General features: G+C 68.4%; 19 protein-coding genes. 11 read left to right on the plus strand and 8 right to left on the minus strand.

Translation table 11 applies throughout. The features are described 5' to 3' along the window. The first annotated feature begins 64 nt into the window (after nucleotides 1-64). The 5 genes from ACIHAO_RS02765 (at nucleotide 65) to ACIHAO_RS02785 (ending at nucleotide 7231) form a co-directional block, all read left to right on the plus strand. Nucleotides 65-2308: a protein kinase gene (locus tag ACIHAO_RS02765; RefSeq protein WP_396554432.1), complete on the plus strand. Its 2244-nt coding sequence runs from the start codon at nucleotides 65-67 to the stop codon at nucleotides 2306-2308. Further along, entirely contained in the window at nucleotides 2299-4563 is a 2265-nt protein-coding gene (locus ACIHAO_RS02770; RefSeq protein ID WP_396554433.1) for a serine/threonine-protein kinase, read from the plus strand. Before ACIHAO_RS02765 ends, ACIHAO_RS02770 begins: the two co-directional genes overlap by 10 nt. A gap of 349 nt (nucleotides 4564-4912) precedes the next feature. Continuing rightward, nucleotides 4913-5563 carry a hypothetical protein gene (locus ACIHAO_RS02775; RefSeq protein ID WP_125781667.1) on the plus strand — a complete coding sequence of 217 codons (651 nt, stop codon included), beginning with the start codon at nucleotides 4913-4915 and terminating at the stop codon, nucleotides 5561-5563. Between the two features lie 19 nt (nucleotides 5564-5582). Further along, nucleotides 5583-6233: an SDR family oxidoreductase gene (locus tag ACIHAO_RS02780; protein WP_396554434.1), complete on the plus strand. Its 651-nt coding sequence runs from the start codon at nucleotides 5583-5585 to the stop codon at nucleotides 6231-6233. A gap of 50 nt (nucleotides 6234-6283) precedes the next feature. Next, nucleotides 6284-7231 (plus strand): ribose-phosphate diphosphokinase, encoded by a 948-nt coding sequence (locus ACIHAO_RS02785; protein ID WP_396554435.1) that lies wholly within the window; start codon nucleotides 6284-6286, stop codon nucleotides 7229-7231. Here the strand turns inward: ACIHAO_RS02785 and ACIHAO_RS02790 are convergent. Next, a complete protein-coding gene (locus ACIHAO_RS02790; protein WP_396554436.1) occupies nucleotides 7228-8532 on the minus strand; it encodes a D-arabinono-1,4-lactone oxidase in 1305 nt (434 codons plus the stop codon). The genes ACIHAO_RS02785 and ACIHAO_RS02790 overlap by 4 nt on opposite strands. 81 nt (nucleotides 8533-8613) lie before the next feature. Here ACIHAO_RS02790 and ACIHAO_RS02795 point away from each other — a divergent pair, with 81 nt between their 5' ends. Further along, entirely contained in the window at nucleotides 8614-9798 is a 1185-nt protein-coding gene (locus tag ACIHAO_RS02795; protein WP_396554437.1) for an amino acid deaminase/aldolase, read from the plus strand. Between the two features lie 565 nt (nucleotides 9799-10363). Here ACIHAO_RS02795 and ACIHAO_RS02800 read toward each other — a convergent pair. Then, nucleotides 10364-11008 carry a TetR/AcrR family transcriptional regulator gene (locus ACIHAO_RS02800; RefSeq protein WP_396554438.1) on the minus strand — a complete coding sequence of 215 codons (645 nt, stop codon included), beginning with the start codon at nucleotides 11006-11008 and terminating at the stop codon, nucleotides 10364-10366. Nucleotides 11009-11134: 126 nt separating this feature from the next. Between ACIHAO_RS02800 and ACIHAO_RS02805 the strand changes: the two genes are divergently transcribed. Next, nucleotides 11135-12457 (plus strand): GH1 family beta-glucosidase, encoded by a 1323-nt coding sequence (locus ACIHAO_RS02805; protein ID WP_396554439.1) that lies wholly within the window; start codon nucleotides 11135-11137, stop codon nucleotides 12455-12457. After that, nucleotides 12450-13706, plus strand: a complete 1257-nt coding sequence (locus ACIHAO_RS02810) for an MFS transporter (protein ID WP_396554440.1) — start codon at nucleotides 12450-12452, stop codon at nucleotides 13704-13706. The genes ACIHAO_RS02805 and ACIHAO_RS02810 overlap by 8 nt, the downstream gene beginning before the upstream one ends. Nucleotides 13707-14017: 311 nt before the next feature. Here the strand turns inward: ACIHAO_RS02810 and ACIHAO_RS02815 are convergent, their stop codons facing one another. Together ACIHAO_RS02815 and ACIHAO_RS02820 are read right to left on the minus strand one after the other, a co-directional pair. Further along, nucleotides 14018-14428, minus strand: coding sequence for a hypothetical protein (locus ACIHAO_RS02815; protein WP_396554441.1), 411 nt, complete (start codon nucleotides 14426-14428; stop codon nucleotides 14018-14020). 13 nt (nucleotides 14429-14441) lie between these two features. Beyond that, the gene (locus tag ACIHAO_RS02820; protein ID WP_125781694.1) at nucleotides 14442-14816 is read right to left on the minus strand and encodes a hypothetical protein; all 375 of its coding nucleotides are present in this window, start codon (nucleotides 14814-14816) and stop codon (nucleotides 14442-14444) included. A 317-nt stretch (nucleotides 14817-15133) separates the two neighbouring features. On the opposite strand from ACIHAO_RS02820, the gene ACIHAO_RS02825 reads away from it, so the two are divergent. Beyond that, entirely contained in the window at nucleotides 15134-16546 is a 1413-nt protein-coding gene (locus tag ACIHAO_RS02825) for a helix-turn-helix domain-containing protein (RefSeq protein WP_396554442.1), read from the plus strand. Continuing rightward, nucleotides 16506-17444 carry a phosphotransferase gene (locus ACIHAO_RS02830; RefSeq protein ID WP_396554443.1) on the plus strand — a complete coding sequence of 313 codons (939 nt, stop codon included), beginning with the start codon at nucleotides 16506-16508 and terminating at the stop codon, nucleotides 17442-17444. Before ACIHAO_RS02825 ends, ACIHAO_RS02830 begins: the two co-directional genes overlap by 41 nt. Nucleotides 17445-17657: 213 nt before the next feature. On the opposite strand, the gene ACIHAO_RS02835 is transcribed toward ACIHAO_RS02830, so the two are convergent. Then, entirely contained in the window at nucleotides 17658-19649 is a 1992-nt protein-coding gene (locus ACIHAO_RS02835) for a tetratricopeptide repeat protein (RefSeq protein WP_396554444.1), read from the minus strand. A gap of 266 nt (nucleotides 19650-19915) precedes the next feature. Between ACIHAO_RS02835 and ACIHAO_RS02840 the strand changes: the two genes are divergently transcribed. Then, a complete protein-coding gene (locus ACIHAO_RS02840; RefSeq protein WP_396554445.1) occupies nucleotides 19916-20626 on the plus strand; it encodes a class I SAM-dependent methyltransferase in 711 nt (236 codons plus the stop codon). Between the two features lie 6 nt (nucleotides 20627-20632). Here the strand turns inward: ACIHAO_RS02840 and ACIHAO_RS02845 are convergent, their stop codons facing one another. Genes ACIHAO_RS02845 through ACIHAO_RS02855 form a run of 3 tightly spaced genes read right to left on the minus strand, consistent with a single transcriptional unit; the run spans nucleotide 20633 to nucleotide 22998 of the window. Beyond that, the gene (locus ACIHAO_RS02845; RefSeq protein ID WP_396554446.1) at nucleotides 20633-21664 is read right to left on the minus strand and encodes a copper resistance D family protein; all 1032 of its coding nucleotides are present in this window, start codon (nucleotides 21662-21664) and stop codon (nucleotides 20633-20635) included. Next, complete coding sequence (locus tag ACIHAO_RS02850; protein ID WP_396554447.1) at nucleotides 21661-22224, minus strand: copper resistance protein CopC; 564 nt, start codon at nucleotides 22222-22224, stop codon at nucleotides 21661-21663. The genes ACIHAO_RS02845 and ACIHAO_RS02850 overlap by 4 nt, the downstream gene beginning before the upstream one ends. Continuing rightward, complete coding sequence (locus ACIHAO_RS02855; RefSeq protein ID WP_396554448.1) at nucleotides 22225-22998, minus strand: YcnI family protein; 774 nt, start codon at nucleotides 22996-22998, stop codon at nucleotides 22225-22227. Nucleotides 22999-23007 lie beyond the last annotated feature (9 nt).

The following is a 23007-nucleotide window of genomic DNA, read 5'->3' on the forward strand; positions in this document are numbered from 1 at the left end:
GTGGGGAACCGCTGCGGCGCAGCTCACCTCCAAGGGAACACGATCGGGAATCACGGAGGACTCTGTGGACGACTGGGCCTTGCCGGGTTTCACCGAGCTGGGGTCGCTGGGCGAAGGCGGATTCGGCCGGGTCGTGCTGGCCCGTCATGATGAATCCGCCCAGGTCGTGGCCATCAAATACCTGTACGCGCGGTTCGCGGCCGACCCGCAGCGGCTGGCCGAATTCCGCCATGAGGCGCAGATCCTGAGTCGCGTTTCGGGGCCCCACATCGCCCGTCTGCACCAGTTCGTGGAGACCCCGCAAGGGGCCGCCATCATCATGGAAGCCGTTCACGGAATTTCCCTGAAAGAGATCCTCGGCCGCCAGGAGAAGCTCGAACCCGAAGCCGCGCTGGCCATCCTCAAGGGCTCGCTGCTCGGCCTCGCCGGCGCGCACGTCGCCGGCACCGTCCACCGCGACTACAAACCGGCGAACGTCCTGGTCACCCCCGAGGGGCAGAGCAAACTCGTCGACTTCGGCATCGCCGTGCTCGCCGGGCAGACCGGTGTCGCCGCGGGCACGCCCGCGTACATGGCGCCCGAGCAGTGGTCCGGCGGCATCGCCACCCCCGCGACCGACGTCTACGCCGCGACCTGCGTGTTCTTCCAGTGTGTCGCCGGACACCGGCCCTATCAGGCCGAACAGACCGAAGTGCTGCGCACGCTGCACGAGTACGCCCCGATCCCGTTCGGCGAAGTGCCCGAACCGGTCCGCGACCTCATCGCGCGCGGCATGGCGAAGGACGTCGCCCAGCGGCCGTCCGGCGCGGCCGAGTTCGTCACCGAACTGGAGTCGTCCGCCAGGAAGGCGTACGGCGAAGACTGGGAGCGCAACGGCTGGCACTGGCTCGCCAAGGGCGCCGGTGTCCTGGTCGCCCTGTCGCCGCTGGCCCTGCTCGGCGCCGGAACCGCCGCCGCACCGGTCATCGCGGGCGGCGCGGCGGGCGGGGTCGCGGCGACCACCGGCGGCGGGATCGCGCTCGGGCTCAAGGTGACCGCCGCGGTCGCCGCCGTCACCGCGGCCGCCGTCGGTACGGTCGTGGTGGTCAACGCCGACGGTGACGACGCGCCACCCCGGACGACGACCGTCGCCGCGATGCAGGTCGACCTCCTCACCCGCACCGAGAAGTTCGACGGCTTCGACTACAACGGCAAGTACGTCCGGATCAGCGGGTTGAAGGACAAGTCCGCCGAAGAGCGGGTCAACAAGGCGCTGATGGCACCGATCGAAGGCTGGCTCGAGAACTTCTGGCCCGACAGCTACCAGGCACAACTGGAGCCCGACGGCGACATCCCGCATATGAAGACCGAAGCCGAAGTGCTGCGCCGGGACGACAAGCTGCTCTCGGTCGTCTACAAACGCTCGATCGACTCCGTCCAGTTCGGCAACCACGGCGGGTTCAGCGTCCGCCCGATCGTCATCGACCTGACGAAGGGCGAGCAGATCTCCACCGCGCATCTCTTCGACAACGTCGACGGCACCGCCGCGCGGATGCGGATGCTCGAAGACCGGCTCCTCGAGTCCGCGAAGCCGGGCGACTGCCTCACCGGCAGCCGGAACTCGACCGAGCACCTCCCGGCGACGTCGATGTCGGAGCGCTACACCTTCGACTACGACTCCATCGTGCAGGCGGCGCCGACCTCCGACGGAATGCGCTTCTACGTCTACGGCACCGCGCTCGGCTACCCGCGCGTCTGCGATCCGACCGAGGTCACCGTCGGATACCCCCGCCTGCTCGACCTGCTGAGCCCCGCGGTGATGAACCTCCTCGGCCTCGCGCCCGGCGGCACGCAGGGCGAGCGGACCAAAGAGGACAACGTCGGCGCCTTCACCATCACCACGCCGGAGAAATGGTGGCTGCTCTCCAGCGCTCCCATCGAGCGCTACCTGGTGACCGCCGACCAGTGCTCGAACAGCGGCATGCAGCCGTTCCACTGTGCGGGCGTCCTCTTCAGCGACAACTCGCGGGTCGAGCCGGCCACTCCGGCGTATGAACCGGGCAAGCCGTACAACCGGTCCTCTGGCCCGCGGCCGTGTCATTCCCTCGGGGCACCCGAGGAGACTCAGGGGTCACCGGTACTGCAGAAGAAGGAGCTTCGCCCGGTCGGGACGAAGAAGGCCGCGTACGAGGAGTGGCTGCTCACGTGCACTGGCGGCGGTACCGTCACCCAGCGGGTCTGGTTCCTGCCGAAAACGCAGCTCGTGATCGTCGACGAGTGGAACACTCCAGGTCTCGACAAGATTCTGGAAGAGGCCCGATGGAACTGAGTGACGCGTGGAGACTGCCCGGCTTCACCGAACTGGAACAGCTCGGCACGGGCACCTTCGGCCGCGTGGTGCTCGCGCGCCAGGACAACACCGGCCACGTCGTCGCGATCAAGTACCTCTTCTCCCGCTTCGCCGCGGACCCGGCGTATCTGGCCGCCTTCCGGCAGGAAGCGCTGGCGCTGCACCGGGTGTCGAGCCCGCACGTCGTCCGTCTCCACGAGTTCTTCGAGACGCCGCAGGGCGCGGCGATCGTGATGGAGGCGATCAACGGCGTCTCGCTGCGCGCGGTGCTCCAGGCTGAAGGCGCTCTCGAACCCGAAGCCGCTCTCGCGGTATTGAAAGGCTCGCTGCTCGGGCTGGCCGCGGCGCACTCCGTGAACGTCGTCCACCGGGATTACAAACCGGCCAACGTCCTCGTCGCCGACACCGGCGAAAGCAAGCTGGTCGACTTCGGCACCGCCGTCCTGGCGGGTGAACGCGGCCCGTCCGTCGGCACGCCCGCGTACATGGCGCCCGAGCAGTGGGCAGGTGGCCAGGCCACGCCCGCGACCGACGTCTACGCCGCGACCTGCGTGTTCTTCCAGTGCGTCGCCGGGCACCGGCCGTATGAGGCCGAACAGACCGAAGTGCTCCGCACGCTGCACGAACACGCGCCCGTCCCGTTCGGCGAGGTCCCCGAGCCGGTGCACGAACTCGTCGCGCTGGGGATGGCGAAGGACCCGTCGAAACGGCCGGTCGACGCGCTTATGTTCGTCAGCGAACTGGAACGCGTCGCCCGTGCGGGCTACGGCGACGAGTGGGAGCGCAAAGGCTGGTCACGGCTGGCGAAGGCGACAGGCGTGCTCGCCGCGGCGACGCCGTTGGTCCTGCTCGGCGCCGGCACCGCGGCCGCGCCCGGGGTCGCCGCCGCCGGAACGGGCGCGGTCGCCGCGTCGACCGGCGGGATCGCGGCCGGGCTGAAGATCGCCGTCGGGGTCGCCGCGGCGGCCGCCGCCGTGGTCGGCTCGGTCGTCGTCTTCGCCGACCCGAGCACCCCGCCGCCGTCGCCGACCACTCAGCAGGCCGTCGCGCTCAAGGTCGCCATGAAGACCCGAAGCGGAACCGTGCCCGGCACGAATCTCCCGTACAGCGGGGACAACCCCGAGGTGACCGGTTCGCCCGATCAAGCCTGGCTGAAACGCGTCAACGACGCACTGACCGCGCCGATCGACGAGTGGAACCGCAAAACCGGCCCGGGCGCCGCCAAGCTGGAGCCGGAACGCGGCCCGTACAAGCTCCTCACGAAGGCCGAGGTGCGCTCGCAGAACGAGCGGTACCTCTCGGTGCGCTACACACACGACCTCGAGAACAAACCCCACTCGACCTGGGGAAACGGCCGGAACGCGGTGACGATCGACCTGAAAGCGGGCAAGGCGCTCACCCCCGCCGAGCTGTTCGCCCCCGGGAAGTTCACCGACGACGGACTGCGGACCCTCGCCGCACTGCTCTGGCCCGACAAGGAACAGTGCGGTGCCATCAGCAGCACCTTTCCGTACCAGCCCCTCAAGACGATCGACCTCACCGACGACCGGAAGGTGTGGCTCACGTTCACCCCCGCGGCCGTCGAGGTCACCGTCGACCTCAACAGGCTCGGCTTCGCCACCGCCTGCAGTGTCCAGGACTACACGCTGACCTACGACAAGCTGGCCGATCTCCTGAACCCAGACCTCGTCGCGGGCGTGACCGGCGGAAAACCCCTGAAGGCGACCTCGTCCGCGCCGCCCGCGCAAGGAGGCACCGACGTCCCGGTCGGCGCGCTGACCCTGCACCTGCCCGACGGCTGGACCGCCGTCTCGCAGGGGCTGGAGAAGGTGATCGTCGCCCCGGGCTGCCCGGATCCCAAGAAGTACTTCAACTGCCAATACGTCCTCCTCACGGACAACACCCAGGAGTCCGCCGAGCAACCGCCGTACCGGCCGGGCGGTTTCTACCGGCGCAGCGCGGGCGGCCGGGCCTGCAACGCCGCCGGGCGCAAGGACCTCCGCCAAGAGGGTGACGCCGTGCGGACGGTTTCCACCACCGCACCGGTGGGCGGGTCGACGGCGACCTACGAGGAGTGGACGATCCAGTGTGTTCCTCGTGGACAGACCGGCGGAAGCGGCGAGGCGCGAGTGACCCAGCGGATCTGGTTCCTTGCGGACAGGCAGATCGTGGTGATGGACGAGTGGCGGACACCGGGCGTCGAGGAACTCCTCAGTACCGCGACGATCTCCTGATCGACCTGCGAAGTCCACAGTGGAATGAGTATTCATTGGGCTGAATGGCCTAATGGGCTGCTTCGCTTGCCGCGCCGGTGTTCGGTAGCGGTCATCGCGTACCGGTGACCGTTCGGAGACGCCGGGTAACACCACTTACCTCGCGCTCACTCGGTTGGCGGCACGGTCGGACTGAAGTCCGATGACCGCCTACCGACCGGTCACCGATGACAAGGCGCCGCCGATCGCAGCCACTCCCGTTGTCCGGCGCCGCCGCCTTCCTGCCCTGTTAGACAGTTCATGTGCCGCTTCCACCGAGGTGGCACGGGATGAAGAGCCCTTGGGAAACCAGGTTCGAAGGAGGCGGAACGTGGCGGCTACACCGAACATGGAGAGCTCGACGGTCGCCGGTGGCGCGAAGCGCAGCCGGTCACTGCCGAGCCGGGTGGTGCCGCCGATCGAACTGCCCGCGAGCGTCGAGGAGCTTTCGCGCAAGGCGGCGGCCCTGCTCGGCTGGAACGGCATCGTCTTGCCGGAGACCACCGTGCTCGGCCGCAAGATCTGCGTGGTCGCCCGGCTCCGCACCGACGTGCACGCGGAGCGCATCGCGATGGGCATGGGTCCCGTCGTCGATCGCGCCACCGTCGACACCTGGACTTGGCCAGAGCTGGCCGCGACCGCACCCGCGCCGGCCGCCGAGATCATCGGCGTCCTCGCGGTCGCCCGGCACTGGCGCACCGCGATGGCCTCCGCGGTCCCGTTCGCACGTTACGGCGAGGCCGCGATGGTTCTCCCATCGCCAGCCGTACTGACGGAAGACTACGTCGGCAACTGCCTGCCGCGTGCCCGCGCCTACGGGCTCGGCATCGTCTCCGCCGACCCCAACGCGGTGACCGACCTCGACCTCGAGGGACACAACGAGCGCATGATCCTGGACGAGGACCCGGTCTCGCGCCTGGTCAACGAGATCGTCTACGACCAGCTGCTGCGCGGCACCGAGCTCCCTGCCGAAGTGGACTGAACGCGCTACCGTCGGGCGTATGCGAGTCGTCATTGCGGGTGGACACGGGCAGATCGCGCTGAAGCTGGAGAAACTCCTGGCCGAGCGCGGTGATCAGGCGGTGGGGATCGTACGCAACCCCGACCACGTCGCCGACCTCGAAGCGGTCGGCGCCGAAGCCGTCGTCCTCGACCTGGAAAAGTCCGATGTGGACGCCGTCGCCCAGGTACTCGACGGCGCCGACGCCGCCATCTTCTCCGCCGGGGCGGGCCCCGGCAGCGGCACCGCTCGCAAGGACACTGTGGACAGAGCCGCCGCGGAACTCTTCGCGGCGGCCTCCGAGCGCGCGGGCGTGCGGCGGCACATCCAGGTCGGCTCCATGGGCGCCGACAAATGGGAGACCGCGGACGTACCGGACGATTTCCGGCTCTACCTCAAGGCCAAGAAAGCGGCCGAAGACGATCTGCGCGCCCGCGATCTCGACTGGACGATCCTCCGGCCGGGGCAGCTCACCAACGACGAGGGAACCGGCAAGGTCCTGATCGCCGAAGCCACCGGACGCGGACCCATTCCCCGGCAGGACGTCGCCGCGATCCTCGTCGCGTTGCTCGACGACCCGTCGACGGCGGGCCGCGTCCTGGAGGCGATCTCGGGTGATACTGCTATCTCTCAGGCCTTTTCCGCTTTGTGAAACCATAGTGTGTGGACGTAATCCGTCTTTTGACTGAACGGAGTAGGTCCTTGCGCGAGGACATCGCGGTCTTCAGTGGCAGCGCACATCCCGAGCTCGCCGAAGAGATCTGCGCTCATCTCGGTATCCCGCTGCATCCGGTGAAGGTGCAGCGGTTCGCCAACGACTGCCTCGAAGTGCAGCTGGAAGCGAACTGCCGCGAGCGCGACGTCTTCCTGATCCAGCCGCTGGTGCGGCCGGTGCAGGAACACCTCGTCGAACTGCTGCTGATGCTGGACGCCGCGCGGGGCGCGTCGGCGAAACGGATCACCGTCGTCATGCCGCACTATTCGTACGCCCGATCGGACAAGAAGGACGCGCCGCGGATCTCGATCGGCGGCCGTCTCGTCGCCGACCTGATGGCGACCGCCGGCGCCGATCGCGTCCTCGCGATGACCCTGCATTCGCCGCAGGTGCACGGCTTCTTCAGCGTCCCGGTCGATCACCTGCACGCGTTGCAGGAGCTGGCCAAGCACTTCCGCCAGTACGACCTCTCCGCGACCACCGTGGTCTCGCCGGATCTCGGCAACGCCAAGGAGGCCGCGCATTTCGCCCGGCTGCTCGGTGTTCAGGTCGCCGCCGGCGCGAAGCAGCGCTTCGCCGACGACAGGGTCGAGATCAGCTCGGTGATCGGCGAGGTCGCCGGCCGCGACGTGATCGTCCTCGACGACGAGATCGCCAAGGGCAGTACGGTGATCGAACTGCTCGGCAAGCTCCGGGAACTGAAACCGCGCTCGATCCGCGTCGCCTGCACGCACGGCCTCTTCTCCAGCGGCGCGCTCGAACGGATCGGCAGTCAGCCCGACGTGCTGGAGGTCGTCTGCACGAACACGGTGCCGATCCCGCCCGAGGAGCAGAGCCCGAAGTTGCAGGTTCTTTCGATCGCGCCCGCGCTGGCGGAGGCGATGCGAAGGATCCACAACGGCGAGTCGGTCAGCGCGTTGTTCGACAGCGCCTAAGCGGTGCCGAGGACCCGGTCGAGGTAGGTGTTCGTGAAGACCCCGGCCGGGTCCACCTCCTTGCGGATCCGTAGGAAGTCGTCGAACCGCGGGTACCGCGAGCGCAGCGTCGCGGCGTCGAGGTCGTGCATCTTGCCCCAGTGCGGGCGGCCGCCGGCCTCGCCGGCGATCGACGCGAATCCGGCGAAGTACTCGCGGTAGGGCATGCCGACGAACTGGTGGATCGCGATGTAGGCGGAGTCGCGGCCGTTCGCGGTTGAGAGCCAGATGTCGTCCGCCGCGGCGACACGCACCTCCACCGGGAACGCGACCGGATTCTCCAGCTTCGGGACGAAAGCGCGGAGTTCGGCGAAGACGTCGTGCAGTGCTTCGCGCGGGATCGCGAACTCCGACTCGACGAACCGCACACCGCGATGGGTCACGAAGACGCGATGCGACGTGTCGCTGTACTCGCGGGCGGAGAGGATGTTCGAGGCGAACCGGCCCAGCGGCTGGACCAGCTTCGGCACCGCGCGGCCGAGGCGGCACAGCCCGCCGAATGCGACGTTCTCCGTCACCTCGTAGTCGATGAACTCCTTCACCTTGGTCAACGGACGGCGTTCGCTGCCCGCCGGAAGCCGATTGTTGCGCTTGACCAGGGCGTTCTTGCCGTACGGGAACCAGTAGAACTCGAAGTGGTCGTTCTCGTCGGCGAACTGGTCGAAGCCTTCGAGGACCTGTTCGAGTGGTTCCGGCCGCTCCTGGGCGGAGAGCAGGAAGGACGGTTCACACTGCAGTGTGACCGTGCTGATGACGCCGAGCGCGCCGAGGCCGACCCTCGCGGCGGCGAAGAGATCGGGGCGCTCGTCCGCCGAACAGGTGACCACGGTGCCGTCGGCGAGCACGAGTTCGAGCGCGGCGATCTGGGTGGCGATGCCGCCGAGCCGGGCGCCGGTGCCGTGAGTGCCGGTGGAAATCGCGCCCGCGACAGTCTGTGCGTCGATGTCGCCGAGGTTGGTCATCGCCAGGCCCAGCGCGTCGAGTTCCGCGTTGAGCTGCTTGAGCGTGGTGCCCGAACGGACCGTGACCAGGCCTTTCGCGACGTCGGCCGCCGCGACGCCGGTCCAGCCGGTCAGCTCCATGGCGTCCGAATCCGCCGCGGCGATCGCCGTGAAGGAGTGACCGCTGCCCAGCGGGCGCAGGCGCCGTCCGTCCGCGGCGGTCCGGCCGATCGCCTCGGCGATCGCGTCCGTGTCGCGCGGCCGGTGCACGCGCAGCGGCGACGCCGTCGCGGTGCCGGCCCAGTTGCTCCACCGTGTCATGCGCCCACCTTTCTTGTGAGTGCCGAAACAGTAAGTGAATAGTATTCGCGTTTCAAGCCCTTCTGTCGTACCTTAGTTCGGGTGACCAGTGCGACGGTGTACGACTTGGCGACGAAGGACCTGGATCCTCCGTTCGCGGTTGTCGACTTGGATGCGTTCGACGCGAACGGCGCCGACCTGCTGCGGCGGGCGAACGGCAAGCCGATCCGCGTGGTCAGCAAATCCGTGCGCTGCCGATATCTGCTCGAACGGGTCCTCGCGCGGCCCGGTTTCGAAGGCCTCATGTGCTACTCGCTCGCCGAAGCCGTCTGGCACGTCGAGCAGGGGACGTCCGAGGACATCGTGGTCGCGTACCCGACCGCCGATCACGGCGCGCTGCGGCGGCTGGCGGCGAACGACCGGGCGCGGGCGGCGATTTCGATCATGGTCGACTCGCCCGAACATCTCGACCTGGTCGATGCCGCGCTGGGGCAGAACCATCCCGAAATCCGCGTCTGCCTGGAGCTCGACGCTTCGTGGCGGCCACTGCCCGGAGTGCACGTCGGCACCCGGCGCTCGCCGGTGTTCAGTCCACGGCAGGCCGCGGATCTGGCGCGGACCATCTTGTCTCGCAAGGGTTTCCGGCTCGTCGGGATGATGGCGTACGAAGGTCAGATCGCCGGGCTCGGCGACGCGGCAGGCGGCGGCGTCAAGAACTCGCTCATCGGCTGGATGCAGCGGAAGTCCATTGTGGAAATCGCGAAGCGCCGCGCGGCCGCGGTCCGCGCCGTGCGGGCCTTGGCGGATCTGGAGTTCGTCAACGGCGGCGGCAGCGGCAGCGTGGAATCGACCGGCGCCGAAGCGGCCGTCACCGAAATCGCGGCGGGTTCGGGTCTGATCGGGCCGACCCTCTTCGACGGCTACGCGCACTTCTCGCCGCGCCCAGCCGCGATGTTCGCGCTCCCCGTCGTCCGCCGCCCGGCACCCAAGGTCGCGACGCTCTTCTCCGGCGGCTACATCGCTTCAGGCCCTGCGGAGTCTTCGCGGCTCCCGACGCCTTACCTGCCTGAAGGCCTCTCGCTGCTCGGATTCGAAGGCGCCGGCGAAGTCCAAACCCCCGTCTCCGGCGAAGCCGCCCGGCACCTGCGGCTCGGCGACCGCGTCTGGCTGCGCCACGCGAAAGCAGGCGAACTCGCCGAACGCTTCACGCACTACCACGTCGTCGTCGGCGACCGCGTCGACCGAACCGTCCCCACCTACCGAGGCGAATCACAAAACTTCGGCTGACCCGCGTGACCCCACCCCCACCCATCCCTGGGGGGCGCGCCCCGCACCAGCGTATCGGGAGGGGGTGTCGGGGAGGGCGGTTCCGCAGGGTGAGGGGCGAGGTTGTCCACAACTGTGGGTGGGTGTGGACAACTTATGTGGACAAGTCGGTAAGGCCAGGTCAGAGGCTGTGTCGACGGGGTTCCTGGGGGTTGTGTGACTAGTGGGGCAGGGGATCCGGGCGTCGGTGGACACGAATGGAGCAAGGGGGATCCACCGGTGACGCGAAGGGGCCCTTTGGGACGTTGAGCGTCTCAAAGGGCCCCTTCGCGACGTCCGGGCAGTGGGGTTTGAGTCCATAGTGGACGGACGTGGGGTGAAGGACGCGGGGAAAGCGTCCTTCAGCGCCAGGTGGTGGAACCGAGAGGCTTCCGGATCACAGCGATGGCGCGTGAAGGGCCCCTCGGCTCAGCCGAGGAAACTCGACCTTCACGCCAGCCCAAATACATGAAGGCCCCCTTCCTGTACCTAGGCGCAAGGAAGGGGGCCGTCATGTACTTCGCGGCCGAGCGAGCCGAAGAAACCCTCAGGCTTCCCCGAACTTGCCCGCCAAGTACCCCTTCACCACCGACTTCGCCTCCGCCACGATCCGCTCGTCCCCGCGCGGGTCGCGGCGGAAGGCCAGCTTCAGCAAGGCGTCGGCCGTCTCGTTCGCGATCGTCAGAGCGAACCGGATGTCGTCCGGCGGTGACTGGATCCGCGCGGAAAGCACGTCGGTGAGCGCGTCGACGATGACCGCGTTGTTGTCGCGGGTCTCGTCCAAGAGCTGCCGGTCGACGACGTCACCGAAGTGGACCTTCGAGAAGCCGGGGACCTCGCGGTGCATGGCGAGGTAGATGTCGAGGATCGAGTCCACGACGTCCCACCAGTGTTCGGGCGCGAGTTCGTTCAGCGTTTCCGACACCGAAGCGACGAATCGTTCGAGGTTCCGCTGCGTCAGCGCCTGCACCACGGCCCGTTTGTCGGGGAAGAACTGGTACAGCGAACCGACGGCCACCCCGGCGCGCTTCGCGATCAGCGTGGTCGTCAGTGCGTCGTAACCGAGTTCGTCGATCAGCTGGGCGCTGGCGTCGAGCATCTGCTCCACCCGCTTGGCGCTGCGCTGCTGGACGGGCTGCCGCCGGAGCGGAGTGGTCTCCGCTGGTGGTTTCGCGGCCTGGATGTCGGACACTCGGGCTCCTCCTTCGCTGATCTGCGACTTTATCGTGCCGACAGGGTTCCCCCCGGTCGAGTGAAGGCATAGTATCTGAGAACTTTTCATGTTCGGCCGAGTCTGAAGAGGAAAGGTGTGCCGCCGGTGGAGAATCCGACCTTCCCGTCCGAATTCCTGTGGGGTGTTTCGACCTCCGCCTTCCAGATCGAGGGGGCGACCGGGGAAGGCGGCCGAGGACAGTCCATTTGGGACACTTTCACCGAAACGGAGGGGAAGATCGCGCGGGCTGAGCACGCCAAGGTAGCGGCCGATCACTTCCACCGCTACTCCGAGGACATCGCGCTGATGGCCGAACTCGGCGTCGGCGCCTACCGCATGTCCTTCGCCTGGCCCAGGATCCAGCCCGACGGTGAAGGCAAGCCGAACGCCGAAGGCCTTGCCTTCTATGACGAACTCATCGACGAGGTCTGCGCCGCCGGCATCGCGCCGACGGGGACGCTGTTCCATTGGGACCTCCCGCAGGCACTCGAGGACAAGGGTGGCTGGCTCTCCCGTGATACCGCCGAACGCTTCGCGGAGTACGCCGCCATCCTGGGCGAGCGGTTCTCCGATCGGGTGAAAATGTGGATCCCGCTCAACGAGCCGATGGTCATGTCGATCTTCGGCTACGCGATCGGCGAATACGCGCCCGGCAAGACACTCCTGCTCGACGCCTTGCCGACCGCGCACTACCAGAATCTCGCGCACGGTCTCGCCGTCCAGGCCCTCCGCGCGGCCGGCGCCCGCAGTGTCGGCACGGCCAACAACCATTCGCCGATCTGGCCCGCCTCCGATTCGCCGGAGGACAAGGCCGCGGGCGAATGGATCGACGCTCTCATCAATCGCACTTACGCGGATCCGGTGCTGCTGGGCCGTTATCCCGAACAAGTCGTCGAACATCTCCCGGCGGGTTTCGCCGACGATCTGCCCACGATCGCGCAGCCGCTCGACTTCTACGGCGTGAACTACTACGAGCCGCAGGGCGTCGCGGCGCCGGGCGAAGGCAATCCGCTGCCCTTCGAGCTTCGCGCGATCGAGGGCTATCCCATGACCACCAACGATTCCCCGATCGTCCCGCACGGTCTGCGCGAACTGCTCGTCGGTTTCCACGAGCGCTACCGCGAACACCTCCCGCCCGTCTACATCACCGAAAACGGGTGCAGTTTCGACGACGTCGTCGCCGAAGACGGGCACGTCCACGATCAGGAGCGCATCGACTTCCTCGACAGCCACCTGGTCGCGGTGCGCGAGGCGATGGACGCCGGAGTCGACATCCGCGGGTACTTCGTCTGGTCGCTGATGGACAACTTCGAATGGTCGAAGGGCTACCAGCCGCGGTTCGGCCTGGTGCACATCGACTACGAAACGCTGAAGCGGACACCGAAGGATTCCTTCGGCTGGTACCGAAAATTGATCCGCCATGAGTGAGGTCAGGGAGCTGCCCGAGGCGCTCGCGGAACCGGTCGCCAGGGTCCGCGCGGGCTGGATGAGCCTGCTGTTCTTCGCGAACATCGCGCTCTGGCTCGGCGTCTACGCGCCCATCCAGGTTCTCCTGCCGAAACAGGCCGAACTGCTGGACGCGGCCAACAAGGAAGCGGTGTTCAGCCTGGTCACCGGCATCGGCGCGGTCGTCGCGCTGATCGCCAACCCGGCCGTCGGCCTGCTTTCGGATCGCACCTGCGCCGCCCGCGGCCGCCGTCATCCGTGGACGGCGGCCGGGGCGGCGGTCGCCGCGGCCGGGTTGCTCGTCCTCGCGTTCGCGCCGAACGTCGCGGTCATGGTGCTCGGCTGGTGCCTGGTCCAGGCCGGCCTGAACGGAATGCTCGCGATGCTGGTCTCGGCCATCGCGGACAGGGTGCCCGTGCCGCAGCGCGCGCAGGTCGGTGGGCTGGTCGGCATCGCGCAGATGCTCGGGACCGTGCTCGGCGCCGTGGTGGTCGTGGTGATGCTCGACTTCGCCGGTCTCCCGCTGGGTTACGCGGTGTGCGCGGCCATCGTGCTGGCCGGCGCGGCGGCCTTCGTCCTGCGCACGCCGGACGCGCGGCTGCCGGTCGCGTACCGGCCGTCGGCCAGGGCCAAGGACGTACTGGCGAACTTGTGGATCTCTCCCCGCAGGCATCCCGACTTCGCCTGGGCGTGGGCCTGCCACTTCATGATCAACCTCGGCAACGCCTTCGGGACGCTGTACCTGTTGTTCTTCTTGAAAGACGCGGTGCACCACGAAGATCCGGACACCGGGCTGCTGATCATGATGGGGCTCTACGGCGCCGCCCTCGTCGTCGGCGCGCTCATCGCCGGGCACTTCTCCGACAAGTCGGGACGGCGCAAGCCGTACGTCTTCGCCGCGTCCGCGGTGATGGCCGTGGCCGCGCTGGTGCTGGTCGTCTGGCAGAACTGGACGGCCGCGCTCGCGGCGTCGCCGTTGCTGGGCGTCGGTTTCGGCGCGTACATGGCCGTCGCGCTCGCGATGCTCACGCAGGTGCTGCCCGCCGCACAGGACCGGGCGAAGGATCTCGGCGTCATCAACATCGCGAATTCGCTGCCGCAGGTGGTGGCGCCGATGCTGACCGCGCCGATTCTGGCCTACCTGGGCGGATATCCGAGCCTTTTCGCGACTTCGGCGCTGTCCACCGTCATCGCCGCGGTGCTGGTCACGCGGGTGAAGGGTGTCGGCTAGAACGTTGGAGACCGCGGACCGGTGCCGGTCGGGGGAGGGGAGTGCAACGGCACCGGCCCGCGGGGTTCGGGGGATGGCAGCGCGCTCCGGGGCAGGTATCGCGCTGCGTTGGTGATCATCAACCTAGCGACCGATTACTGCCTTCGCTAGGTGTTCTGCCGAGAATTTTCGATTAATCGCGGTGGGGACCGGAGTGATTACCGAGAGCGGCTCGTCGCGTTCGGGGGTACGCGCGAACCGCCGCCGGCGAAGGCGAGATCGTGGCGTGGTTGCCGAGGGGGCGCTCGGACCGCCGTTCACTCGCCGGTCTTTCAAGCTGTGATGGGACGACGCGGGTTGACCAGCGCGTGCCTGCCGGTGGTTTCGGCCGCACTCACCCTGGCCTGCCCGGGAACACGGCGGCGGGCTTCGCGCCGGTGGTCCTGGGATGCCGCGGTGTGCTGGGGGGCGAGGCCGCCGGCGACCAGGTGTTCGTGCGCGACCTGCCATACCGAACAGGGGGCCTTGCACCGGTGCCAGCGGGTCGAGCAGGTGGGGCAGTCGCCCCGCTCGTCGGGCTCGTGCGCTTGCAGCATCGCGCGCCAGCCTTCGGTCAGGCGGGGGAGCTCCGAGCGGGCGACCGAGACGAGCGACTGCGCGTCGGCCCGGGTCGCGAGATCGGAGAGCATGTCGAGGCGTTCCCAAACCGCGTTGCGGAGGACTTGCCCTAGGACCTGATCCACGGAGAACTCACCGTTACCTTTCCGCCATTTTGGCGGCTTCGTTGAGCGCTGCCCTGAGCTGGCCGAGCTGGCCGGACGTCATGCGCGCGGTCTCTCCCGGCGGCGAGACGAGAACCACCTGGTTGTCTTCGACGAACACGGTGACGGCGCGTTCGCGGCTGATGAGATCGCCGCACTGCACCCGCCAGACCAGCTGTCCGCCTTCGTAACGGCGCACACTCGCGGTACGGGGGTCGACCGGGGCGGAAGGGGAGACCGGCCGGTTGACCCCGGGGGCGACCGCGACCGGCTGCTGACCGGCGGGGCCGGCCGCACGCAGGTGGCGCGTGGCCATACCGGGCCGTCCCGCGGTGATGGAGCCTGTTGCGATCGAGTCCACGAACTCCACTGGCTCTTCTCCGCTCTCTCGTTCCACGTCGTCTTCGTTCCGCGTGTCCGCACCCTTGAGGGGTTCGGAGACTTGGTAGCTCTCTGTGATCGCTGCCGGTGGCGAGTCGGTCACGGAGATCTGACAACTACAGTGATGTGAAACCGAGTTCGATAGAAGGTCGAACCGCCGTCATAGCGGTGACCGGACGAGGTTTCACGGTAAGCGGTCAAACGACTTCTGCCGGGCCGATCACGACGGGCAATCCGGTGTTTCGCACGGTTGAATAGGTGTGCTTACGCTGTTTCTCGACCCCAACGGAACTGTGAGGGGGCGCAATGGACGCCAGTATCGGTGGCGGCGCTGTCGCCGGCTCGGACGCGGCAGGTGCTTCGGGCAGGCAGAGCCACCCCGTGCCGCCGGATGCCTGGGAGCAGCCGGAGATGCGAGCCGCACTGGCCACACGGGAGATCTCCTCCGTGTACCGGCTGTTGCGCAAGCACGGTGTTTCGCAGCGTCAGATCGCCGCGATGACCGGCCAGTCGCAGTCCGAGGTGTCCGAGATCCTCAAGAGTCGCCAGGTGATGGCGTACGACGTGCTCACCCGCATCGCTGACGGCCTTGGTGTCCCCAGGGGATACATGGGTCTCGCCTATGACGAGGCGACAGCGATAAAGGTCGTCGGTGCTGCCGACGGCCAGCAGGCGGAGGAGGACGAGTCCGTGAAGCGACGGAGGTTCCTCGCGCACGCCGCCCAGGTCACGATGGGTGCGGCGGTGTTCGGCCCGGAATCGGGCACGTGGTCGGCCGGACCGGCGAAGACGCCCGCCCCCGGGCGGATCGGGATGACCGACGTCCGGCAGGTGGAAGCCGCGACCAGGGCTCTCCGTTCCCTCGATTACCAGTACGGCGGCGGTTTCTGCCGCGACGCCGTGGTCGCCCAGCTGTCCTGGGGACAGCAGATGCTCGAATCCACCGGCACCGAGCCGGTCAAGAACCGGCTGTACGTCGCGCTCGCCGACCTGCACAGCCTGGCGGGCTGGACCTCCTTCGACACCGGCCTCATGGATTCCGCGCGCGGGCATTTCGCGAACGCGCTGGACCTGGCCAAACAGGGCGACAGTCATCCGCTGGTGGCCAACGTGCTGTACCGGATGGGCCGGGTCTACCTGCACAACGACGCCCCCAACGACGCGTTGAAACTGTTCCAGCTCGGCCAGATCGCCGCCCAGAAATCGGGCTCCGAGCTGGCGGTCGCCGTGCTCTGCGCCAACGAGGCGTGGGCCTACGCGATGATGGGCAACGAGGAGCAGGCCACGAAGCTGCTCGGCCGGAGCAAGGACGAATTCGCCCGCGCCGATCTGGCCGAGGCCGAGTCCTGGGTCAAGTTCTTCACCGAGACCGACGTCTACGCGATGATCGGCACCGTGCACACCGTGCTCGCGGAGAAGAACGCCGAGCACACCAAGTACGCCATCCCGGCGCTGACGAAGGCCGTCGAGTCCTACACCGACGACATGGCCCGCAGCAAGACGTTCATGCTCAGCGCCCTGGCCACGAACCACCTGCTCGAAGGCGATCTCGACCACGGTTCGAAGGTGGGTTCGAAGGCCATCGACTGTGCCGAGGGCATCAAGTCGGAGCGGGTGAAGGACCGGATGCGACCCCTGCAGGTCGAGGCGGAACGCCGCCGGAACAACGCCGACGCCCGTGACCTCGCCGACCGCCTCAACTCGTTCTACGCCGCCTGAGCCGACCGGCCCGGGCGGCCGGTTCACGCCCGACATCCTGCGCGACGCCCTCGGGCGGACGTGCGAGCTGCTGGGCGTGGACCCCGAAGGCGCCCGGCTGCTGAGGTTCACCAACAACGCCGTCTACGAGCTGGCGAGCGCGCCGTTCGTCGTCCGGATCGTCGGCTCCACCCGGCTGCGGCACCGCGTCGGGACGGTCGTGCGGGTCGCCCGGCACTTCGAACGGCACGACGTGCCCGCCATCCGCCTGGTTTCCGCCCTCGACCAGCCGTTGCCGGTCGGCGAGCAGCTCGTGACGGTGTGGTGGAAGGTGACGGCGACCGGCCGGAAGGCGAAGTCGGCCGACCTCGCCGCGCTGCTGCGCCGGGTCCACGACCTCGAGCCGCCGGCGGGTCTCGCCGAATGGGCGCCGTTCGCCGCGGTCCGCGCCCGGGTCTCGGACGCGGAGGAGCTGAACGAGGGCGACCGGCGGTTCCTGCTGGAGCGCTGCGCCGAGGTCGAAGGCGCCCTCGCGACGCTCGACTTCCCCCTGCCCCGCGGCCTCGTCCACGGTGACGCGCATACGGGGAATGTGATCCACGGGCCCGATGGGCCGGTGCTGTGCGATTTCGATTCGTCCTGTGTCGGGCCGCCGGAATGGGATCTGACGCCGCTCGCCGTCGGCCGTGAACGGTTCGGTGATCCACCGGCCCGCTATCGCGTGTTCGCGCAGCGGTACGGATTCGACGTGACCACGTGGTCCGGGTTCTCGGTACTGCGCGCGATCCGTGAACTGAAGCTCACGACGAGTGTGCTCCCGATTCTCCGCAGTCATCCCGGCGTGCGGGATGAGCTGCGGAAACGGTTGGACGATCTCCGGAACGGACGTACCGGCGCACGCTGGAACCGCTATCGGTGACTCACCCGGGAAAGGGATCTGCACGTGCATTCGCCGACGACGAATGACCGTTCGCCGCTTGTCCGAATTCGCCGATCAATCGGTGACGAATTCGGCAGGGCTGATCACTTCTCCCGGCCCAATGCTCCCCCAAATGTGCAACTTGCAGCTACGCTGTGTTATTCGGCTCGGGGAGTTCACCTTGTCGCTGGGCACCGATCGGGGCCTTCGGGGTCACAGTTGTTCCAAACGCGTACGCAGAGCGTCCGCCTCCGGACGGCCGAGACCGACGAAAATCGGCAACGCCTGGTCGTAGAGGCCTCGTGCCCGGTCCCGATCGCCGTCCGCCTCGGCGATCTCGCCGAACGCGGCCAGCGTCCTGGCCACCTCGAACCTCGACCCCCTCGCCTCCATGGTGGCGCGGGCGGGTTCGAGTTCGGCCCGTGCGGCCGCGAGATCCCCGGCGACCGTGAGGGCGCGGGCGAGTTCGATCCGGGCGCGGGCCACGTTGTAGTCGTCGCCGTCGAGGATGTCGCGAGCGCGGGTGAGGTCGGCGATCGCGGCTTCGGGCCGTCCGGCGCGGACGCGGGCCGCGCCGAGGTTGATCAGCGCCAGCCCGATGTCGTGCGGACGTTCCTGCCTCTCACCGAGGAGGAGGTCTTCGGTGAACCACTCGATCGCGTCGTCGAGCCTGCCCTGCTGCAACGCGACCAGGCCGAGCCCTTCCACCGAACGGATCTCGACGACGCTGTCGTCCGCCTTCCGGGCGGCTTCGCGTCCGGCCAGATAGTTCCGGACGGCTTCGTCGTAGCGCCCGGTGGCACGGCACGCGGCGCCGGCGCGGTTCCGCATCAACGCCTCCGCGGAGGCGTTGCCCCACGCCTTCGCGCACCGGGCGCCGATCTCGCTCACCCGCAGATAATCCGGATAGTGCTTGCGGAACAGGAACAGCGGCCACATCGCGGCGGCCAGCTGCCAGCCGAGTTCCGGCAGCTCCCAGTCATGCGCCGTCTCGACCGCGGCGATGAGGTTCTCGCGTTCCAGCTCCAGCCAGTCGAGCGCCTCTTGGTCACTGTCGAACGACGCCCGCGCCGACGGCCGGTACTCGTACCGGTACGGGATCGGCTCCTGATCGGGCGTGGTCAGGCCCGCCGTCGCGGAGGCGGTGAAGAGGTACCACTCCAGCATGCGGCGAACGGCGATGTCGCGGTCGTACTCGTTGCCCGCCGTCTTCTCCTTGGCGTGCAGCCGCGCGAGATCGTGGAAGGTGTACCGGTCGTCGCCGCGGTCGATCAGCAGCCCGACGTCGACGAGCTGGTCCAGCAGGTCGTCGGCCACCTCCTCGCGTACGGCGATCGACGCGGCCGCCACGCCGACGCCGAAGTCGGGGCCGGGATGCAGCCCGAGCGCCGCGTACAGCGCGGCTGCGTCGGAGGGCAGTTCGTCATAGGAGAGGTTGAAGCTGGCTTCCACCGATTGCGCCTCTTTCGTCGAGAGCGTGGCCAGTCGACGATATTCCTTTCCCAGTTCGGAGGCGATCTTCTCCAGCGACATCTTCGGTCGTCCCGCGAGCTTGGCGCTGACCGTGGTGAGGGCGATCGGCAGGCCGCCGCACAGCTCGGCGATGGTCCTGGCCTGGGCGGCTTCGGCGTCGACCCGCTCCGCGCCGACCGCGCGGCCCAGCAGCTCGGCGCTGTGCGCGGAACCGAAGGGCGCCAGCTCGACCAGCTTCGCGCGATGTTCGGTCTGGAGCCTGCCCAGGCGGCGCCTCGACGTCACGATCACGAGGCTTTCCCCGCCGGCGGGCAGCAGGGGCAGCACCTGCTCGGTCGACGCCGCGTTGTCGAGCAGCACGAGCAGTGGCCGCTCGGCGGTCGTCGTGCGATAGAGGGCGGTGAGCTCCTCGACGTCGCCGGGCAGCCCTTCCGGCGGGACACCCAAGGCCCGGAGGAACCGGCCGAGTGCTTCGCTCGCGGAGAGCGGGCCGTTGGTGCTGAACCCGCCGAGATCCGCCCACAGGTGCCCGTCCGGGAACCGGTCACCGAGGTGACGGCCCCAAGCGGTGGCCAGCGCCGTCTTCCCGATCCCGCCTTGACCGCTGATCAGGTGCACCGCCGGTCCGGTGGTGTCGTTCTCGGTCAGCAGGCGTTCGAGCAGCGCGAGCTCGGCCGTGCGGTTGGTGAAATGGGCGGGTACCGGCGGAAGCTGCCGTGGCCCCGAACTCACCTGTCTGGTGAGCCGGACCGCCGATCGCTGGCGCGGTACCTGTGGCGTGCTGACTTCACTTTCACCCGGCAACGGGCCGCCCATCTACCTTCCCCTCTTCGGTTCTGTCCCAGCGATCGCGTAGAGCATTCCGGTGAACGTCCGGAGAGGACAGTGAAACCGGCCAAATGCGGCCGGATGGAGCAAGCGCGGGTGCCGGGCCGGGCGTCAGTACATTGGGGCCGTTATGGGGTTCAAGACTTCTATCGGGTGAAAGAGGGATTCAGATGGAGACAGCAGGCAAGACCCGCTGGCAAGAAGGACTGTCGAACGAGCTGGACCACTGGCGGATCTGGCTCTCGGGTGGGCCCGAAGCCTTCGCCGGCGGTGGCTTCAACGACTACGAGTGGCGGACCAGCCCCGATTCCGACCTGCGCAACCAGCCGCATCTGACCCGGAACCTCGAGCCGTTCGCGCCCGAGAGATCGACGGTCCGCATCCTCGACGTCGGCGCGGGCCCGCTGACCTGCGTCGGCAAGCAATGGCCCGGCCGCACGGTGGAGATCACCCCGGTCGACCCGCTCGCCGACCGGTACAACGCCCTCCTCGCCGAACTGGACTTGACGCCCTTGGTGGCCACCCAGGACGCCGAGGTGGAGAAGCTGTCCGAGGTGTTCCCGGTGGACCACTTCGACCTGGTGTACTGCCAGAACGCGCTGGACCACGTGTACGACCCGGTGCTCGGCACCCGTCAGATGCTCGAGGTCGTCAAGCCGGGCCACGCCGTCGTGCTGATGCTCAACGTGAACGAGGGCGAACGCGAGAACTACTACGGCTTGCACCAGTGGAACTTCTGCCGTGAAGGCGACGCGCTCGTCGTCTGGAATCACGATGGCAGGGTGAACCTCAACGAAGAGCTGTCCGGGATCGCCGAAGTCCGCTTCGAACCGGAGTCCACCGAGACGCTGATGATCGTTTCGCTGGACAAGAAGGCCTGATCCCGCTCAGGTCGTCGGGACGACCGGGGCTCGCGTGAGGACGACGGCGAAGCCGAACGCGAGCCCCATCACCGTCAGTTCCAGCGTCGCCCACGCGGCCAGCGCCGTGCGGTTGTGCCGGACGATATGCGGTATCAGCTTCCACCGGGTGTAGGCGCCGAGGCTCGCGATCACGCTGGTGCACAACAGTTTCAGCAGCACCAGTTGCCCATACGGCGTGGTGAAGACGCCTTCCCAGAAGCCGATCGACGGGTTGAGCGTGATCTCGATCAGCCCGTTGAACAGCCCGGTCGCCGCGCCGAGGATCAGGCACAGGGTCGCCAGTTTGGAGAACCGCGGCATCGCGTGCGCCAGCAGCGTCCGGTTCCCGATGAGCAGCACCGTCATCGCGCCGAGCCCGCCGGTCCAGGCGACGGCGCTCATCACGTGCAGTTCCATCGAGATCATCGTGTAGTCGTGGTAGTTCCAGTTCGACGCGTGCCCGGTGACCGGCAGCGGCAGCAGCGCGAACAGACCCAGCCCGACGCGGACCTCCGCGGGCACCTTCTCGCCGTGTTTCAGCGCGAGGACGCCGAGTCCCGCGTGCAGCAGGGCCAGCACCGCGACGATCAGCAGTGCCTTCCCGGCGCCGACGTCGGCGATGTAGCTCCCGACGTCCGACATCGACAGCGTGCTGGAACCCGGCCGGTATTCGGCGGTCTGCAGGATCAGCGCGACGAGCGCGGTGGTCGCCCAGACCAGCGCGGCCGCGACGCTCGCGGGCCGCGCGATCCGCATGATCGGCTCGGAGAGCTTCGGCCGGTCGTAGCCGACCAGCACCGAAAGCAGCGCCAGCCCGATCGTGGCGACCGCCGAGATGTCCAGCAGGACCCGCACGATCGGGATGGAGACCGAGACCACCTCGCTGACCTGCGCGACCCCGGGCACCGGGGCCGTCGCCGTCAGCGCGACGCCGATCAGGGCGCCGACGATGCCCGCCGTCACCAGGCAGAACAGGACGGCGACGCGAGTACGCGAGGTGGTCTCGGCCTGTGTCATGAGCCGCTCTTCTCCTTGTCACCCGCGCCGGTGCGCAGTGCGACGGTCAGTCCGACGGCGAGCAGCACGACGGCGCCCGCGATCCACACCCAGATCGGCACCCCGGACGAGTTTTCGCCACCCGTCGCGGGGGTCGTCTCGGCCTGGCCGGCGTTGCTGCGCGCGGCGTCGGCGCTCGCCGGGGTCCCGGTGCCCGCGGCGGTGAGGGTGAACGGCACCTCACCGGTCACGGCGTGCCCGTCCGCGGACAGGATCCGGTAGCCGATCTTGTACTCGCCCGCCGGGCCGAGCGGCCGCAGCGGCACGGTCACGACGCTGTCGCGGACCTCGACCTGGCCTTCGGCCCACTGGCCGCCGCCCGGTCCGATGACCGCGATCTGGTTGACGTTCGCGTTCTGGACGTACTGGTCGAACGTGAGCGTGACCTTCGCGGGCCCGGCGGCGAGCGAAGCGCCCTTCGCCGGGTCCGAGGAGATCAGGACGTTGTGCGCCAGCGCCGGGGTGGCGGTGGCGAGCCACGCCACCCCGGTGATCGCCAGCGCGACGAGCGCTTTACGCATTTACTCGGTTCCCTCGGTGTTGCTCTTGCTCGAAACGGCGGTGGCGCGGCGGGCGCGCAGGGTGGCACCGGCGCCGACGCCGAGGCCGAGCGCGCCGACGACCAGTCCGGCGCCGCCGAGCCAGCGGGCGGTGTTGTCGGAAGACGAGGACGCGGCGTGGGATTCCTCGGAGGCCTTCGCGTCGGTGCCGTGGCCGCCACCGTGCCCGTCACCGCTCTTCTCGGCGAGCTTCACGGTCGGCGCGGGGTGCTCCGGCTCCTCACCCGAGGCCGGCGTCGGCTGGTTCCACTCGACGACCTTGCCGTTCTCGTACGTCTGCGTCGCCGGGAACTCCAGCGCGTCGACGGTGGCCGGGAACTGGCCGGCGCTGATCTGGAACTCCTGGAACTCGGCCGAACCGGCGGCGATCTTGGTGCCGGGCTCGGCGGTCCAGGAGACCTTGGTGACGGCCTCGGTGATCTGCGTGCCGGAAGGGGTGGTCACCGGGCTGGGCAGCTTGGACTTGACGACCTCGGCCTTCCAGCCGGGGATCGGCTTGGTGCGCACGGAGCTGAGCGCGTACTCGGGTTTGAGGGTGATCTCGACCTTGACGGTGCCGGCGTCCTTCTCCTCGTTGGGGACGCGGAAGAAGATCGACCCGTAGCCGCCCTTTTCGGGCTGGGAGCCGTAGACGTTGGCGGTGACGTGAGCCGAGGCGACCCCTGCCGAGAGCAGACCGGCCGCACCGATGGCGGCGGCCAGGAAACCGGCTCGCTTGAAGACGTGCTTGGACACGAAGTACTC

Origin of the sequence: Amycolatopsis sp. NPDC052450 (assembly GCF_044547565.1) — a bacterium.
Classification (GTDB): Bacteria; Actinomycetota; Actinomycetes; order Mycobacteriales; family Pseudonocardiaceae; genus Amycolatopsis.